The following is a 16,488-nucleotide window of genomic DNA, read 5'->3' as shown; positions in this document are numbered from 1 at the left end:
GCAGGCTCGCTCCCACATTTGGAACGTATTCACCCTGTGGGAGCGAGCCTGCTCGCGAAGCTTTTAAGCTTTTAGAGGTTCTGCAGGGTTTCCAGGAGGATTTTGACTTTGGTGATCGACTCCTGATACTCCGCCTGCCAGTCCGAATCGGCAACAATCCCGCCGCCGCCCCAGCAACACACCTGCCCATCCTTGACCAACAGACTGCGGATCGCGATGGAACTGTCCATCTCGCCGCGCACGTCCAGATACAGCAGCGACCCGCAATACAACCCACGCCGCGTCGGCTCCAGCTCATCAATGATCTGCATCGCGCGAATCTTCGGCGCGCCGGTGATCGAGCCGCCGGGGAAGCTGCCGGCAATCAGATCCAGTGCATCGCGGTCATCCGCCAATTCACCGGTCACGCTGCTGACCAGGTGATGCACGTTCGGATAGCTTTCCAGGCTGAACAACTCCGGCACCCGCACCGAGCCGATGCGGCAGGTGCGGCCGAGGTCGTTGCGCAACAGGTCGACGATCATCAGGTTTTCCGCGCGATCCTTGGGGCTGGCCAGCAGTTCAGCGGCGTTGGCGGCATCTTCGGCGGGTGTCAGGCCACGCGGGCGGGTGCCTTTGATCGGGCGAGTTTCCACCTGGCGCTGGCTGACTTTGACGAAGCGCTCGGGTGACAGACTCAACACGGCGCCGCCGTCGGGCAGGCTCTGGAAACCGGAAAACGGCGTCGGGCAGGCTTCGCGCAATTTGCAGTAGGCCAGCCACGGGTCGCCCTGGCACGACGCGCGGAAACGCTGAGCGAAATTGACCTGATAGCAGTCGCCGGCCTGGATGTAATGCTGAATGCGTTCGAACGCCTGGCGGTAATCGTCGGCCGAGAGATCGGCGGCCATCGGCTTGTTCAGTTTGAACGGGATCAGTGCACTGGCGACTGGCTGCGTGAACAACGCAATCAGCCGCTGTTTCTCGCTATCAATCACCGACGGGTGGAAGACCAATTGGCTGGTGGTCGCCTGGTGATCGCTGATCAGTGCCCAGTCGTAGAGGCCAAAACGTGCATCCGGCAGCTGCAGATCATCGCGGGCCTGGCTCGGCAGGTTTTCCAGATGCCGGCCGAAGTCGTAGCTCAGATAACCGATCAAGCCGCCAGCGAATGGCAGTTCGAAACCCGCTGGCAAATCAGCCTCACCGAGGCGATTCAGATTGTCACGCAGACGTTGCAGGAAATGGCTGCCGCTTTCGTCAGGCAACACCGCCAGTTGTTCCAGTGGCCAGGCGCTGAGCAGGTCATAACGGCCACGGTCAGCGCTCGGCCGGCCACTGTCGAGCAGCACGGCGCCGGGCGCGTTGCGGATGGCCGCGAAATAGTCGGCGGGATTGGCGCGGTAGGGCAGCGGGTGTACGGAACAGGTCAACATGGGCGGGGCAGATCGGCCGTTGAGGCGGGGTGGGGATTGTAGTCCTCTCCGATGCCAGATCAAAGTCAAAAGCCTCCCCCTCACCCCAACCCTCTCCCCCAAGGGGGGGGCGAGGGGGAAAGGGAGCCGATCTTCATGCTTTTCAAGATCCAGGTTCGGCTCGATATCTCAAGCTGGCGAGGGGGATGGGGGCAGATCGGGGGCTTTTCAAGACCTGAGTTCGACTCGATATCTCAGGTCGATGTACCTCGAACAATCGACTCGGTCAGTCCCCTCTCCCTCTGGGAGAGGGCTAGGGTGAGGGGCTTTTAGTTTTTCAGCTCTTAGCCTTCGACCGCAGGAATATGCCCAAACATTTCCTGAGTAAACGCCACCCGCTCCTCAACCGTCTCCGTCACCCCACGCGCCTTCAGCTCTTCCAACCGCGCTTCCACCGCATGCGTACGCAACGTCAGCCCACAGTCGTTAGCGATCTGGATATTCAGCCCCGGCCGCGCATTCAGCTCCAGAATCAGCGGACCTTTCTCCTGATCCAGCACCATATCAACGCCGATATAGCCCAACCCGCACAGCTCATAACAGCCAGCCGCGAGCTTCATGAAACCGTCCCAGTAGGGCAGTTGCACGCCGTCCACCGCGTTGGTGGTGTCGGGGTGTTTGGTGATGATGTTGTTCAGCCAGGTGCCACGCAACGTCAAACCGGTCGCCAGATCGACACCGACGCCAATCGCGCCCTGGTGCAGGTTGGCCTTGCCGCCCGACTGCCGGGTCGGCAGGCGCAGCATCGCCATCACCGGATAACCCATCAGCACGATGATGCGGATGTCCGGCACACCTTCGTAGCTGATGCTTTTGAAGATCTGATCCGGCGTTACCCGGTATTCGATCAGCGCGCGGTCACGGTGGCCGCCCAGCGAATACAGGCCAGTGAGGATGCTCGAGATGTGATGCTCAAGCTCTTCGTGAGTAAGGATCTTGCCCGACACCGTGCGATAGCGACCCTCGAAGCGGTCGGCAATCACGATGATGCCGTCGCCACCCGCGCCCTGCGCCGGTTTGATCACGAAGTCGCTGCGCCCGCCGATGATCTCGTCGAGCTTGTCGATTTCCTTCTCGGTGGAGATCACGCCATACAGCTCCGGCACGTGAATGCCGGCCTTGATGGCGCGCTCCTTGGTGATGATCTTGTCATCGACGATCGGGTACAGGCTGCGCTTGTTGTACTTGAGCACGTAGTCGGCGTTACGCCGATTGATGCCCATGATGCCCCGCGCCTCCAGGGCCTTCCAGGTCTTCCAGAAACCGAACATCAGGCGTCAGCCTTCTTCAGGAAAGCCTTGAAGCGCACCAGCTCGGTCAGGCGGTAGCCGCGATAACGCCCCATCGCCAACATGAAGCCGACCAGAATCAGCAGGATCGCCGGGAAGGTGAACACGAAGTACACCAGCTCTGGCACGGTCATGATCAGGTGCGCGAGTGACGCCGCGAACAGTGTGCCAATGGCGACTTTCATCGCATGGCTGGCACCGCGCTCTTCCCAAGTGATCGACAGGCGTTCGATGGTCATGGTCAGAATCACCATCGGGAACAGCGCCACCGACAGCCCGCGTTCCAGGCCCAGCTTATGGCTGAACAGGCTGATCGCTGCGATCAGCACCACAACAAAGGTCAACACCACCGAGAGTCGCGGCAGCATTTGCAACTTCAGGTGTTCCAGATACGAACGTAATGACAGGCCCAGCGCGGTGATCACGGTAAACAGCAGAATGCCGAAGCCCAGCTGCGTTTCGCGGAAGGCGAGAGCGATCAGTACCGGGGTAAACGTGCCGAGGGTCTGCAGGCCGATCAGGTTTCGCAGGATCAGAATGACAAGCACGCCGATCGGGATCATCACCATGATCATGAAGGTCTGCTGGGTCTGCAGCGGCAAGCCATACAGCGAGTATTCGAGGAAGTTGGCGTCGGTGTTTTCGTCGGTCAGCTTGGCCAGACGAATCGCGTTCATCTCGCTGTTGTTCAGGCTGAAGGTCACGTTGGCTTTTTTGCCACCGTCGACGGTGATCAGGTTTTCATCGCCGGTCCACCACAGCAGGCGGTCGGTCGGCAGGCCTTGCTCGCCGGTTTCCGGGTTGAAGTACAGCCAGTCGTTGCCGTTGAAGCTGCGCAGCCACAGTTCAGGCATTTGTGGCTGGTCGGCGACGAGGCGGATGGTGTGGACTTTTTCCACCGGGACGTGGGCGATGGACAACAGCAGTTCGACGATTTTGGCTTTGTGCGCCGTCGATGGATCGCCGGCCAGCAGCAGTTTCACGTTGTCATCGTTAAGGTTGTTGACGCGTTTGATCGCCTCGCCAATAAAGGTTTCGACGTCGGCCGAGTGTTGGCGAATCGGCGCGAGCAGGGCTTCGGCGGCGATTTTCTCAGGGCCTTCGATGGCGATGCTGTCGCGGAAGGTCGGGCCCTTGATCTTGGATTTTTCGGCGGTGTAACGCTTGGTCAGCACCAAACGGTAATAAAGGGTTTGGTTGCCCTTGGCCCGGCGCGCCGACCAGGTGACCTTGCGGTTGCCGTCGACGCGGTTGACGGCGACGCCGTAGTTATTGGAGATAAAGCTTTCGTTGAGACTGACGTAGTCGCGGCTCAACGGTGGCACGAACATCTGGATCTTCACCGGATCCTTGGTGCTGGCGACGAACTCGACCTTCGCGTCGATGTTCCACAAGTCGTCGGTGGCATCTTCGGTCACCGGGATGCCGAGCACGAAAATCTGATAGGCCGTAACCGAAACGCCCAGGAGCACCAGAATGGTGATCAGGATTTTCAGGTGGAAGGTTAGAGAACGCATGGAAATTACTCGGCGGTATGAGCGGCGATGGTGCAGGCGGGTTTGCCGGCAGCGTATTTAAGGCTTGGATCGACCAGCGCATCGAAGCGTTTCAGCGCTTCGGAGCCAATCAAAAGCGGGTATTGGAACGCACTTCGGTCGGTCAGGTTCACTTCGATGCTGCGAAGCGCCGTGCCCATGCAGATATCCAGCTCGATCACCGGACGGGCGGTGTACTTCTTACCCTCTTCAGGGTCGTAGTCGCCGGCGCGGCGCTTGATCTTGCTGACCCGGGCCAACGGCCGTTCGATCGGGTGCGAATGCGCGGCGTCAATCGCCAGGTAGAAACGTACCCAGGACTCACCATTGCGTTTAAAGCGTTTGATGTCGCGGGCACTCAGCGAGGCGGTTTTCGCGCCCGTATCGAGTTTGGCTGCGACTTCGAGATTGATGCCGTCAAGCGAAGCGTATTCGTTGAGGCCGTACACGGTTTTTTCCCCCGCGGCGGCGAGGCCGGGCAGGCAAAACAGGGCAAAGAATGTGGGAAAAGGCTTGAGTCTCATAAATCCTGGTGCGCAGCGTTCCGTTTTCGGTTCAGGTCCTTGGCAAAACTTGCGCAAGGCCCTTCGTGTGCCTGGCAGCTTTATATGACAAGCCGTACAAATGGCCAGCAAATGCGGGCGGCATTCTAGCACGGTGGTTTTATGGCGCCAGCGCCGGGGCCGGTCTATAAAACATCAAAAGATCGCAGCCTTCGGCAGCTCCTACATAGGATTTGCGTGCGACCTGTAGGAGCTGCCGAAGGCTGCGATCTTTTAAGGTTATTAGACGATTGTCGACAATGCCCATTTATCCTTTGACTGATGCGGGCTAATTGGCTAGTTTTTGCCGCATTGGATTTAAAGGTGTCGACAATCATGCTGGATCAACTCGATCCCCCGGTCATCAGCGGCGACGATTCCGAGACACTCTCGGAAAACGTCTTCCGGCGCATTCAGGCAGCCATCGTCAAAGGCGAGATCGCTCCGGGCAGCAAGATCTCCGAGCCGGAGCTGGCGCGCACCTACGGCATCAGCCGTGGGCCGTTGCGTGAGGCGATTCATCGCCTGGAAGGCCAGCGCCTGCTGGTGCGCGTACCACACGTTGGTGCGCGGGTGGTCTCGCTCAGCCACGCCGAATTGCTCGAACTCTACGAAATCCGCGAATCCCTCGAGGGCATGGCCTGCCGTCTGGCGGCCGAACGCATGAGCGTCGAAGAAATCGACGAACTGCGCCGGGTGCTGGAAACCCACGAGCGCGACGCGGCGTTTCAGGCCGGCGTGGGTTATTACCAACAGGAAGGTGATTTCGACTTCCATTACCGGATCATCCAGGGCAGCGGCAACCGCACGCTGACGCAGATGCTCTGCGGCGAGCTCTATCAATTGGTGCGCATGTACCGCATCCAGTTCTCCACCACACCGAACCGCCCGCGTCAGGCCTTCGCCGAACACCACCGGATTCTCGATGCCATCGCCGACCGTGACGGCGAGCTCGCGGAATTGTTGATGCGCCGTCACATCGGCGCCTCGAAACGCAACATCGCCCGTCATTACCAGGACGGCACCCACAATAAGACAGCCACTGAACGAGGTGAGTCATGAGTTCCAAGCACAGCACCCCAGGCCAGCGTTTCCGCGATGCGGTCGCCAGCGAGCATCCCTTGCAGGTGGTCGGCGCGATCAACGCCAACCACGCGCTGCTGGCCAAGCGCGCCGGTTTCAAGGCGATCTACCTGTCCGGTGGCGGGGTGGCCGCAGGCTCGCTCGGCGTGCCGGATCTGGGCATCACCGGTCTGGATGACGTGCTGACCGACGTGCGCCGTATCACCGACGTTTGCGATCTGCCGCTGCTGGTCGACGTCGACACCGGTTTCGGCTCGTCGGCGTTCAACGTCGCGCGCACGGTGAAGTCGATGATCAAGTTCGGCGCGGCGGCGATTCATATCGAGGATCAGGTTGGCGCCAAGCGTTGCGGCCACCGTCCTAATAAAGAGATCGTCAGCCAGCAGGAAATGGTCGACCGCATCAAAGCCGCCGTTGATGCCCGCACCGACGACAGCTTTGTGATCATGGCCCGCACCGATGCGCTGGCGGTGGAAGGTCTGGAATCGGCACTCGATCGCGCTGCCGCGTGCATTGAGGCCGGTGCTGACATGATTTTCCCGGAAGCGATCACTGAGCTGGAGATGTACAAGCTGTTCGCCAACCGTGTGAAAGCGCCGATTCTGGCCAACATCACCGAGTTCGGTTCGACACCGCTGTACACCACCGAGCAACTGGCTGGCGCCGATGTTTCGCTGGTGCTCTATCCACTGTCGGCGTTCCGCGCGATGAACAAGGCCGCGGAAAACGTCTACACCGCAATCCGCCGCGACGGCACGCAGCAGAATGTCATCGACACCATGCAGACTCGCATGGAGCTTTACGATCGCATCGATTACCACACGTTCGAGCAGAAGCTCGATGCGTTGTTTGCACAAAAGAAAGGCTGAATCAAACCCTGTGGGAGCGAGCCTGCTCGCGAAAGCGGCGGGTCAGGCAATATCAATGTGACTGACACGACGCATTCGCGAGCAGGCTCGCTCCCACAAGTTTCCCCATACAAATTCAAGAAGATTGGAGAACACAATGGCCGAAGCAAAAGTACTCAGTGGCGCCGGGCTCCGTGGCCAGGTTGCCGGGCAAACCGCACTGTCCACCGTGGGCCAGGCCGGTGCCGGGCTGACCTATCGCGGCTACGACGTGCGTGAACTGGCAGCCGATGCGCAATTTGAAGAAGTCGCGTACTTGCTGCTGTACGGCGAGCTGCCAACGAAAGCGCAACTTGACGAATACCAAGGCAAACTGAGCAAGCTGCGCGACCTGCCGCAAGCGCTGAAAGAAGTGCTCGAACGCATCCCTGCCGAAGCCCACCCGATGGACGTGATGCGCACCGGTTGCTCGTTCCTCGGCAACATCGAACCGGAGAAAGACTTCTCCGAGCAGCGCGACAAGACTGACCGTCTGCTCGCCGCGTTCCCGGCGATCATGTGCTACTGGTATCGCTTCAGCCACGACGGCAAACGCATCAACTGCGTTAGCGACGAGCCGACTATCGGCGGCCACTTCCTGCACCTGCTGCACGACAAGAAACCGAGCGAACTGCACGTCAAAGTGATGAACGTCTCGCTGATCCTTTACGCCGAACACGAATTCAACGCCTCGACCTTCACCGCCCGCGTTTGCGCCTCGACCCTGTCCGATTTGTATTCTTGCGTGACCGCCGCCATCGGCTCACTGCGCGGCCCGTTGCACGGTGGCGCCAACGAAGCGGCGATGGAAATGATCGAACGCTTCTCGTCGCCGGAAGAGGCAATCAAAGGCACCCTCGGCATGCTCGAACGCAAAGACAAGATCATGGGCTTCGGCCACGCGATCTATAAGGACAGCGATCCGCGCAACGAGGTGATCAAGGGCTGGTCGAAAAAACTCGCGGATGAAGTCGGTGACAAGGTGTTGTTTCCGGTTTCCGAAGCGATCGACAAGACCATGTGGGAGCAGAAAAAACTGTTCCCCAACGCCGATTTCTACCATGCCTCGGCGTACCACTTCATGGGCATCCCGACCAAGCTGTTCACGCCGATTTTCGTCTGCTCGCGCCTGACCGGCTGGGCTGCGCATGTGTTCGAACAGCGCGCCAACAACCGCATCATCCGTCCAAGCGCCGAGTACGTCGGCGTTGAACAGCGCAAGTTCGTGCCAATCGAACGTCGCTGAAATGGTGAGCTGACCCGGAACCAGAGAGCACCGCTAGACCCTGTGGGAGCGAGCCTGCTCGCGAAGACGGACTGACATCCAGCATGGATGTAGACTGATCTACCGCTTTCGCGAGCAGGCTCGCTCCCACAGTGGACGGTGTGTAACTCAGGTTTCTGGCCTCACCCTTTGAAACTACCGTGACCCGAGTCCTGACCCGATGAACACAGAATTCCGTAAAACCCTGACCGGCAGCCCTCTGGATTATTTCGACGCCCGTGCGGCGGTCGAAGCGATTCAGCCCGGCAGTTACGACACCCTGCCGTACACCTCCCGCGTGCTGGCGGAAAACCTCGTACGTCGCTGCGACCCGGCCACGCTCACCGATTCCCTCAAACAACTGATCGAACGCAAACGCGACCTCGACTTCCCGTGGTTCCCGGCGCGCGTGGTCTGCCACGACATTCTCGGCCAGACCGCGCTGGTCGACCTCGCCGGTTTGCGTGACGCGATCGCCTTGCAGGGCGGCGATCCGGCGCAGGTCAATCCGGTGGTGCCGACGCAATTGATCGTCGACCACTCGCTGGCAGTGGAAGCGGGCGGTTTCGACAAGCAGGCGTTCGAGAAAAACCGCGCCATCGAAGACCGGCGCAACGAAGACCGTTTTCACTTCATCAACTGGACCAAAAAGGCTTTCAAGAACGTTGATGTGATCCCGCCGGGCAACGGCATCATGCACCAGATCAACCTGGAGAAAATGTCACCGGTGATTCAGGTGCGTGAGGGCGTCGCGTTCCCCGATACTTGCGTCGGCACCGACAGCCACACCCCGCATGTCGATGCTTTGGGCGTGATCGCCATCGGCGTCGGCGGCCTCGAAGCCGAGAGCGTGATGCTCGGTCGCGCGTCGTGGATGCGTCTGCCGGAAAGCGTCGGCGTCGAACTGACCGGCAAGCTGCAACCGGGCATCACCGCCACCGACATGGTGCTGGCGCTGACCGAATACCTGCGCAAACAGAAAGTCGTCGGCGCGTGGCTGGAATTCTTCGGCGAAGGCGCCGCCGCGCTGACCCTCGGCGACCGCGCAACCATCTCCAACATGGCCCCGGAATATGGTGCTACCGCGGCGATGTTCTACATCGATCAGCAAACAATCGATTACCTGAAACTCACTGGCCGTGAAGACCAGCAAGTGCAGCTCGTCGAGCAATACGCCAAGCTCACCGGCCTGTGGGCAGACAGTTTGAAAGGCGCGCAATACGAGCGCGGCCTGACTTTCGATTTGTCCTCGGTGGTGCGCAACATGGCCGGCCCGAGCAACCCGCACGCCCGCGTCGCGGTATCGGATCTGGCCGCCAAAGGCATCTCCGGGCAGTGGGATGACGTGCCGGGGCAAATGCCCGACGGCGCAGTGATCATCGCCGCCATCACCAGTTGCACCAACACTAGCAACCCGCGCAACGTGATTGCTGCCGGCCTGCTGGCGCGCAACGCCAACAAGCTCGGCCTGACGCGCAAACCGTGGGTGAAATCCTCGCTGGCGCCGGGTTCGAAAACCGTGGCGTTGTACCTCGATGAAGCAGGACTGACCACTGAGCTGGAGCAGCTCGGTTTCGGTGTCGTCGCCTTCGCTTGCACCACGTGCAATGGCATGTCCGGCGCGCTCGATCCGGTGATCCAGCAAGAGATTATCGATCGCGATCTCTACGCCACCGCCGTGCTCTCGGGCAACCGCAACTTCGACGGCCGCATCCACCCGTACGCCAAACAAGCGTTTCTCGCGTCGCCGCCGCTGGTGGTGGCTTACGCCATCGCCGGGACCATCCGTTTCGATATCGAGAAGGACGTGTTGGGCGTGGTCGATGGCCAGGAAATCCGCCTGAAAGACATCTGGCCGAGCGACGAGGAAATCGACGCCGTGGTGAAGTCTTCGGTCAAGCCTGAGCAGTTCCGTCAGGTCTACATTCCGATGTTCGCCGTCCATGAAGACACCGGTCCGAAGGTCACGCCGCTGTACGACTGGCGCGAGATGAGCACCTACATCCGCCGTCCGCCGTACTGGGAAGGCGCACTGGCCGGCGCCCGTCCGCTCAAAGGCATGCGCCCGCTTGCGGTGCTGCCGGACAACATCACCACCGATCACCTGTCGCCGTCCAACGCAATCATGCTCGACAGCGCCGCCGGCGAATACCTGGCGAAAATGGGTCTGCCGGAAGAAGACTTCAACTCGTACGCCACCCACCGTGGTGACCACTTGACCGCGCAGCGCGCGACCTTCGCCAACCCGAAACTGTTCAATGAAATGGTCGTGGAAAACGGCAAGGTCAAACAGGGTTCGCTGGCGCGCGTCGAGCCGGAAGGCAAGGTCATGCGCATGTGGGAAGCCATCGAAACCTACATGGAACGCAAGCAGCCGCTGATCATCATTGCCGGCGCAGATTACGGTCAGGGATCGTCCCGCGACTGGGCGGCGAAAGGCGTGCGTCTGGCCGGTGTCGAGGCGATTGCCGCTGAAGGTTTCGAGCGCATTCACCGCACCAACCTGGTGGGCATGGGCGTGTTGCCGCTGGAGTTCAAAGCGGGCACCGACCGTCACACCCTGGCCATCGACGGCAGCGAAACCTACGACGTGATCGGCGAGCGCAAACCGCGGGCGGATCTGACGCTGGTGATCCATCGCCAGAGCGGCGAGCGCGTTGACGTGCCGGTGACCTGTCGTCTGGATACCGCTGAAGAAGTGTCGATCTACGAGGCTGGCGGCGTGTTGCAACGCTTCGCTCAGGACTTCCTTGAAGAGTCGGCGGTTGCCGTTTAAATCAACTGATGTGGGCATGGGATTTTAAGTCCCATGCTTTCGGTAAGGAGCAATATGGCTCACGCACCACAAATCAAAATCCCCGCCACCTACATGCGCGGCGGCACCAGCAAAGGCGTGTTCTTCAGCCTCAAGGATCTGCCTGAAGCGGCACAGATTCCCGGCCCGGCTCGGGACGCTTTATTGCTGCGCGTGATCGGCAGTCCTGACCCGTACGACAAGCAGATCGACGGCATGGGCGGCGCGACTTCGAGCACCAGCAAAACCGTGATCCTGTCGAAAAGCATCAAGGCCGATCACGACGTCGATTACCTGTTCGGACAGGTCTCGATCGACAAGCCGTTCGTGGACTGGAGCGGCAACTGCGGCAACCTCTCGGCTGCGGTCGGTTCGTTTGCCATCAGCAACGGTCTGGTCGACGCCAGCCGCATTCCGCACAACGGTGTCGCGGTGGTGCGCGTGTGGCAGGCCAACATTGGCAAAACGATTATTGCCCACGTGCCGATCACCAACGGCGAAGTGCAGGAAACCGGTGATTTCGAACTCGACGGCGTAACCTTTCCTGCGGCCGAAGTGCAAGTTGAATTCATGGACCCGGCAGCGGAAGAAGAGGGTGGCGGTGGCTCGATGTTTCCTACCGGCAACCTGATCGATGAGCTGGAAGTGCCGGGTGTCGGTACGTTCAAGGCGACCATGATCAACGCCGGTATCCCGACGATTTTCGTCAACGCCGCAGACATCGGTTACACCGGGACCGAGTTGCAGAGTGCGATCAACAGCGATCCGCAAGCGCTGCAGATGTTCGAGACGATTCGAGCTTATGGCGCGTTGCGCATGGGCCTGATTGCCAATGTGGATGAAGCGGCCAAGCGGCAGCACACGCCGAAAGTCGCGTTCGTTGCCAAGCCTGCTGATTACGTGGCGTCGAGTGGCAAAGCGGTTGGGGCTGGCGATGTGGATTTGCTGGTGCGCGCGTTGTCGATGGGCAAGTTGCACCACGCGATGATGGGCACGGCGGCGGTGGCGATTGGGACTGCGGCGGCTATTTCCGGCACGTTGGTAAACCTTGCTGCCGGTGGCGTTGAACGCAATGCCGTGCGTTTCGGGCATCCGTCCGGGACCTTGCGCGTTGGCGCTGAAGCCAGTCTGGAAAACGGCGAGTGGATCGTCAAAAAAGCCATCATGAGCCGTAGTGCCCGCGTGCTGATGGAAGGCTATGTACGCATCCCCGGAGACTCTTTCTGATTCGATAACCTTTGCCCTCACCCCAGCCCTCTCCCGGAGGGAGAGGGGGCCGACCGAGGTGTCTGGGGTTGTACATTGATCTGATCGATTATGGATTCAGCGCAGATCGTTCACTTCGGTGAACCTCTGAAGCATCCCCCGATCAGTCCCCTCTCCCTCGGGAGAGGGCTAGGGTGAGGGGCCTCCCACTGAAGAAACCCCAAACAAGCAGGCACCCCAGACCTGCAATCAACCAGACCCGCCAAGCCCTGAGGAAGACCGCACCACTCATCATTCCCGCACAGGAGAACCGCAATGAGCGCCAACGTCGACCTGAACAACCGCCCCGATTACGACCGTGTCCTGCAGGACATTGCCGACTACGTCCTCACCTTCAAAGCCCCCTCTGCCGAAGCCCTCGACACCGCCCGCAACTGCCTGATGGACACGCTGGGCTGTGGCCTGCTGGCGTTGCGCTTTCCCGAGTGCACCAAACACCTGGGCCCGATAGTCGAAGGAACGGTGGTTCCTTACGGTGCGCGGGTCCCCGGCACCTCCTATCGCCTCGACCCAGTCAAGGCCGCGTGGGACATCGGCTGCATCGTCCGCTGGCTCGACTACAACGACACCTGGCTCGCTGCCGAGTGGGGCCATCCATCCGACAACCTCGGCGGGATTCTCGCGGTGGCCGATCATCTTTCGCAGAAGCGTCTGGCCAGCGCTGAAGCGCCGCTGACAATCCGCGATGTGCTTGAAGCGATGATCATGGCCCACGAAATTCAAGGCGTGATTGCCCTGGAAAACTCCTTCAATCGTGTAGGACTCGATCACGTCATTCTGGTGAAAGTCGCTTCAACCGCTGTCACCGCCAAACTGATGGGCGCCAATCGTGAGCAACTGTTGTCGGCGTTGTCTCATGCGTTTGCCGATGGTCAGGCCCTGCGTACCTATCGTCATGCGCCGAACGCCGGTTCACGAAAATCCTGGGCGGCGGGGGATGCGTCGAGTCGCGGTGTGCGTCTGGCCGATATTGCGATGCGTGGCGAGATGGGCATTCCCGGCGTTCTCACCGCCAGGCAATGGGGCTTTTATGATGTGCTGTTCAGCCACACCAACAGCGATCTGGCGCTGAAACCGGAAGATAAACGCGCCTTCAATTTCTCTCGGCCATTCGGCAGTTATGTGATGGAAAACGTCCTGTTCAAGATCAGCTTTCCCGCCGAATTCCACGCGCAAACCGCCTGCGAAGCCGCGGTGACACTGCACCCGCAAGTGCGCAATCGCCTGCACGAAATCGACAAAATCGTCATCACCACCCACGAATCGGCAATCCGCATCATTTCCAAGGTTGGACCGTTGGCCAACGCCGCCGACCGCGACCACTGCATCCAGTACATGACCGCCGTGCCACTGGCCTTCGGCAATCTGGTCGCCGAGCAATACGAAGACGATTTCCACCGTGCGCATCCGATCATCGATGTGCTGCGCGAGAAAATGCTCATCGTCGAAGAACCGCGTTTCACCCGCGAATATCTGGAGGCTGACAAGCGCTCGATCGCCAACGCCGTGCAGGTGTTTTTCAAGGATGGCAGCAGCACGGAAAACGTTGTCGTGGAGTACCCGATCGGCCATCGCCGGCGCCGTGCCGAGGGCATTCCATTACTGGAAGACAAGTTCAAGGCCAATCTGGCAACACGTTTCACCGGCCAGCGCAGCGGTGAGATCTTTGCGTTGTGCAAGGATCAAACCCGGCTCGAGGCCACCCCGGTAAACCGTTTCGTCGACCTACTTGTGATCTGACGAAAAACCTGTAGGAGCTGCCGCAGGCTGCGATCTTTTGACGTTGATGTTTAAAACAAGATCAAAGGATCTCAGCCTTCGGCAGCTCCTACACGGACCGCGTACGCCATTTTTCGATGGGCAATTTGGTGATCGCAAAACCGCTCAACAAAATCGCTGAATAGATCATCAACTCCCGGGACAGGGGTTGTCCCTCGTACCAGGCGCCGATGATCACGGCGAACACCGGGAAAATGATAAACACGAACGACAGAATGATCGGGCTCAAGCGTTTAAGCAGCAAAAAGTAAACGATGAATCCGCCGACCGACGCCACCAGTCCTAGGTAAAACAGGGCAGCCCAGGAGCGTGCGCTGACATCCCTGAACACCGGCGTCTCAATGCTCAGCCCGACAATAAATAACATCGCCCCGGCAATGCCGATCGGTAGCGTGTTGTAGGTAATCACGCTGATGGCGCTGCCATGTTTTTTCGTCACCACGTAACACAGCGCGTGCATCACCGCTGCGCACAGGATCGCCAGCCCCCCCAGCCATTCGGCCTGATCCAGGTGCAGACCCTGACTGCGGATAATCATGAGCAGACTGCCAAAGCCAATCGCGATACCGAGCATCTGCGACGGGTAGATTTTCTCGCGCAGAAACAACGCGGAAAACAGCAGGATAAACACCGGCATGCAACTGAACAGCAGGGCGGTCAAGCCTGATGACACGTGCATCTCGCCGTAGTTGAGCAGGTAGTAGGGCAGGCTGAAATACGACAGCGTGACGAACACAAAAAACCAGCGACTTTTTCTGGGAAACAACAGCGGTTCCTTGCGCAACAGCGCGAAGCTCAGAAACAGCGGAAAAGCGATCAAAAAACGCAATCCGGCGGCCGTCAGCGGCGGCACGCTTTCCACCGCAATCTTGATCCCCAGCCACGTCGTGCCCCAACTCAGGCAGACGATCAGAAACAAGGTGCTGGTAACCAGTCCTGCGAGCCAGGGTTTGCTGATGTGCATCGGTGTGCTGACGGCGGTCGACATGTGGCGTGCTCCGAACGGTGGAATTGACCTGATCGCGGAAACGGTCTATTTCTGATTGACCCTTTTTTAATCACGCTATTCGGGGTGAGAATGACTGTCAAAGTAAGTATTGCCATGGTGTCAATCCTCCGTGATGGTCTCGCCAATGGCGTGGGCGTGAAGTACAAACGCCTGGCGAATGCCGTCGCGCAGGCCATCGATGAGGGCGTCATCGATTCCGGTAGTAAACTGCCGCCGCATCGGTTGTTGGCCGACAATCTCGGAGTGACCATCGGTACGATCAGCCGTGCCTACGGCGAATTGGAACGCGTGGGATTGGTCGTCGCCCGCGTCGGAGATGGCACTTATGTGTGTCAGCGCGGGATGGAGCGGGCGCAGGACAAAGGCTTTCGTAATGTCAGTGATGAGCCTTCGGCTTGTTTCGATATGAGCCGCAATCAGCCGATTCCCGCACAGGAAGCGGCGTTCATGAGCCAGAGTCTGCAGGAACTGGCCAGTGATCCGCGGGTGTTACAGCAGTTGACCGGTTACACCGCCGAAGCGGGGCTGGCACGGCACCGATTGGCCGGGGCGGTCTGGCTGCAGCACGAAGCGTTCGTGCCGCACGCCGATCAGGTGTTGTGCGTCAACGGTGGTCAGCATGGCTTGTTGTGCGCGTTGATGGGCCTGCTCAAGGTCGGCGACACAGTGGTGACTGAGCATTTGTCCTACCCGGGATTGATCGGCGTCGCACGCCAGCTTGGGATAAAACTTGTCGGCGCGACGATGGATGACGAAGGACTGTTGCCGTCGGCACTGGAGGACATCTGCCGTCAACATCGTGTTTCAGCGCTGTATTGCACGCCAACGATCCAGAATCCTACAGCCGCTGTGATGTCGATCTCACGGCGCCAGGCGATTGCCGATATCTGCCGCCAGCACAATTTGCTGATTATCGAAGACGAAGCCCATGCGGTTCTGGACCGCCAGCGCCCGTTGCCGCTGAGTTATTTCGCGCCGGAGCGCTCGGTGTTGATCGGCAGTCTGAGCAAGGCTGTTTCCGCCGGATTGCGCGTCGGTTACCTGCATGCGCCACTGCCGCTGGTCGGGCGTTTGAGTTCCGCCATTCGTGCAACGTGCTGGATGGCCAATCCGTTATCGATGGAAGTGGCGAGCCTGTGGATTGAAAGCGGCATGGCCGAGCGCTTGTTGGACGAGCAAATAAGCGAGATTGGCCGGCGCAAGGCACTGGTTTCGCCCGTTCTGCAGGGCTTGAATTACAAGACTCATGCTTACAGCCCGCATTTCTGGGTGGAGGTGCCTGAGCTGTGGCGGGCGTCGCAGATTGCCGCGGAGTTGAAGGAAAACAACTATCTGGTCGCCACCGCTGAGGCGTTTGCGGTCGGGCATGCGGCGGTGCCGCAGTTTGTTCGGGTGAGTGTGTGTAATGCAGTGGGGGATGATGGGTTGTTGCTGGGGGGCTTTGAAGCTCTGGCGCAGGCATTAACAGAGTCCGTGTAATCGTTCTTCGCGAGCAAGCTCGCTCCCACAGTGGACCGCATTCTTTCAGTTGGAATGCATTCCCCCTGTGGGAGCGAGCCTGCTCGCGATAGCGGTCATTCAGACAC

At 59.7% G+C, this 16,488-nt stretch carries 12 protein-coding genes; 7 read left to right on the top strand and 5 right to left on the bottom strand.

Translation table 11 applies throughout. From position 1 onward, the window contains the following. Positions 1-71: 71 nt before the first annotated feature. The 4 genes from pabB to rloA all read right to left on the bottom strand — a co-directional run bounded on the left by pabB (position 72) and on the right by rloA (position 4,802). Positions 72-1,415, bottom strand: coding sequence for an aminodeoxychorismate synthase component I (pabB, locus tag ACOYXE_RS13460; protein WP_460929609.1), 1,344 nt, complete (start codon positions 1,413-1,415; stop codon positions 72-74). Positions 1,416-1,738: 323 nt separating this feature from the next. Continuing rightward, positions 1,739-2,725 carry an alpha-L-glutamate ligase-like protein gene (locus ACOYXE_RS13455; protein WP_460929607.1) on the bottom strand — a complete coding sequence of 329 codons (987 nt, stop codon included), beginning with the start codon at positions 2,723-2,725 and terminating at the stop codon, positions 1,739-1,741. Further along, on the bottom strand, positions 2,725-4,260 hold the full coding sequence (gene rloB, locus ACOYXE_RS13450) for an osmotic stress tolerance membrane protein RloB (protein WP_134175033.1): 1,536 nt from the start codon (positions 4,258-4,260) through the stop codon (positions 2,725-2,727). The genes ACOYXE_RS13455 and rloB overlap by 1 nt, the downstream gene beginning before the upstream one ends. Before the next feature lie 5 nt (positions 4,261-4,265). After that, a complete protein-coding gene (gene rloA / locus ACOYXE_RS13445; protein ID WP_008081000.1) occupies positions 4,266-4,802 on the bottom strand; it encodes a retropepsin-like aspartic peptidase RloA in 537 nt (178 codons plus the stop codon). A gap of 357 nt (positions 4,803-5,159) precedes the next feature. Between rloA and ACOYXE_RS13440 the strand changes: the two genes are divergently transcribed. The 6 genes from ACOYXE_RS13440 to prpD all read left to right on the top strand — a co-directional run bounded on the left by ACOYXE_RS13440 (position 5,160) and on the right by prpD (position 13,854). Beyond that, on the top strand, positions 5,160-5,882 hold the full coding sequence (locus ACOYXE_RS13440) for a GntR family transcriptional regulator (RefSeq protein ID WP_174244498.1): 723 nt from the start codon (positions 5,160-5,162) through the stop codon (positions 5,880-5,882). Continuing rightward, positions 5,879-6,772 (top strand): methylisocitrate lyase, encoded by an 894-nt coding sequence (gene prpB, locus ACOYXE_RS13435; RefSeq protein ID WP_103303868.1) that lies wholly within the window; start codon positions 5,879-5,881, stop codon positions 6,770-6,772. Before ACOYXE_RS13440 ends, prpB begins: the two co-directional genes overlap by 4 nt. Before the next feature lie 136 nt (positions 6,773-6,908). Continuing rightward, a complete protein-coding gene (prpC, locus tag ACOYXE_RS13430) occupies positions 6,909-8,036 on the top strand; it encodes a bifunctional 2-methylcitrate synthase/citrate synthase (protein WP_460929604.1) in 1,128 nt (375 codons plus the stop codon). A 199-nt stretch (positions 8,037-8,235) separates the two neighbouring features. Further along, the gene (gene acnD, locus ACOYXE_RS13425; RefSeq protein WP_460929602.1) at positions 8,236-10,830 is read left to right on the top strand and encodes a Fe/S-dependent 2-methylisocitrate dehydratase AcnD; all 2,595 of its coding nucleotides are present in this window, start codon (positions 8,236-8,238) and stop codon (positions 10,828-10,830) included. A gap of 54 nt (positions 10,831-10,884) precedes the next feature. After that, positions 10,885-12,075 (top strand): 2-methylaconitate cis-trans isomerase PrpF, encoded by a 1,191-nt coding sequence (gene prpF, locus ACOYXE_RS13420; protein WP_405122024.1) that lies wholly within the window; start codon positions 10,885-10,887, stop codon positions 12,073-12,075. 294 nt (positions 12,076-12,369) lie between these two features. Continuing rightward, on the top strand, positions 12,370-13,854 hold the full coding sequence (prpD, locus tag ACOYXE_RS13415; protein ID WP_160057053.1) for a 2-methylcitrate dehydratase: 1,485 nt from the start codon (positions 12,370-12,372) through the stop codon (positions 13,852-13,854). Between the two features lie 88 nt (positions 13,855-13,942). On the opposite strand, the gene ACOYXE_RS13410 is transcribed toward prpD, so the two are convergent. Further along, positions 13,943-14,857, bottom strand: a complete 915-nt coding sequence (locus ACOYXE_RS13410) for a DMT family transporter (protein WP_174244499.1) — start codon at positions 14,855-14,857, stop codon at positions 13,943-13,945. 114 nt (positions 14,858-14,971) lie between these two features. Here ACOYXE_RS13410 and ACOYXE_RS13405 point away from each other — a divergent pair, with 114 nt between their 5' ends. Further along, positions 14,972-16,381 (top strand): aminotransferase-like domain-containing protein, encoded by a 1,410-nt coding sequence (locus ACOYXE_RS13405; RefSeq protein WP_405122023.1) that lies wholly within the window; start codon positions 14,972-14,974, stop codon positions 16,379-16,381. Positions 16,382-16,488 lie beyond the last annotated feature (107 nt).

The organism is Pseudomonas sp. MC6, from assembly GCF_054790575.1.
The sequence above is the reverse complement of the archived record's forward strand: the minus strand, read 5'-3'. Positions and strand labels throughout refer to the sequence as shown.

What these genes read in the sequence shown, in the direction of transcription:
- ACOYXE_RS13410 (WP_174244499.1), bottom strand. Translation starts at nt 14,857, where the DNA reads ATGCACATCAGCAAACCCTGGCTCGCAGGACTGGTTACCAGCACCTTG.
- prpC (WP_460929604.1), top strand. Translation starts at nt 6,909, where the DNA reads ATGGCCGAAGCAAAAGTACTCAGTGGCGCCGGGCTCCGTGGCCAGGTT.
- prpF (WP_405122024.1), top strand. Translation starts at nt 10,885, where the DNA reads ATGGCTCACGCACCACAAATCAAAATCCCCGCCACCTACATGCGCGGC.
- ACOYXE_RS13455 (WP_460929607.1), bottom strand. Translation starts at nt 2,725, where the DNA reads ATGTTCGGTTTCTGGAAGACCTGGAAGGCCCTGGAGGCGCGGGGCATC.
- rloB (WP_134175033.1), bottom strand. Translation starts at nt 4,260, where the DNA reads ATGCGTTCTCTAACCTTCCACCTGAAAATCCTGATCACCATTCTGGTG.
- prpD (WP_160057053.1), top strand. Translation starts at nt 12,370, where the DNA reads ATGAGCGCCAACGTCGACCTGAACAACCGCCCCGATTACGACCGTGTC.
- pabB (WP_460929609.1), bottom strand. Translation starts at nt 1,415, where the DNA reads ATGTTGACCTGTTCCGTACACCCGCTGCCCTACCGCGCCAATCCCGCC.
- ACOYXE_RS13405 (WP_405122023.1), top strand. Translation starts at nt 14,972, where the DNA reads ATGACTGTCAAAGTAAGTATTGCCATGGTGTCAATCCTCCGTGATGGT.
- rloA (WP_008081000.1), bottom strand. Translation starts at nt 4,802, where the DNA reads ATGAGACTCAAGCCTTTTCCCACATTCTTTGCCCTGTTTTGCCTGCCC.
- prpB (WP_103303868.1), top strand. Translation starts at nt 5,879, where the DNA reads ATGAGTTCCAAGCACAGCACCCCAGGCCAGCGTTTCCGCGATGCGGTC.
- acnD (WP_460929602.1), top strand. Translation starts at nt 8,236, where the DNA reads ATGAACACAGAATTCCGTAAAACCCTGACCGGCAGCCCTCTGGATTAT.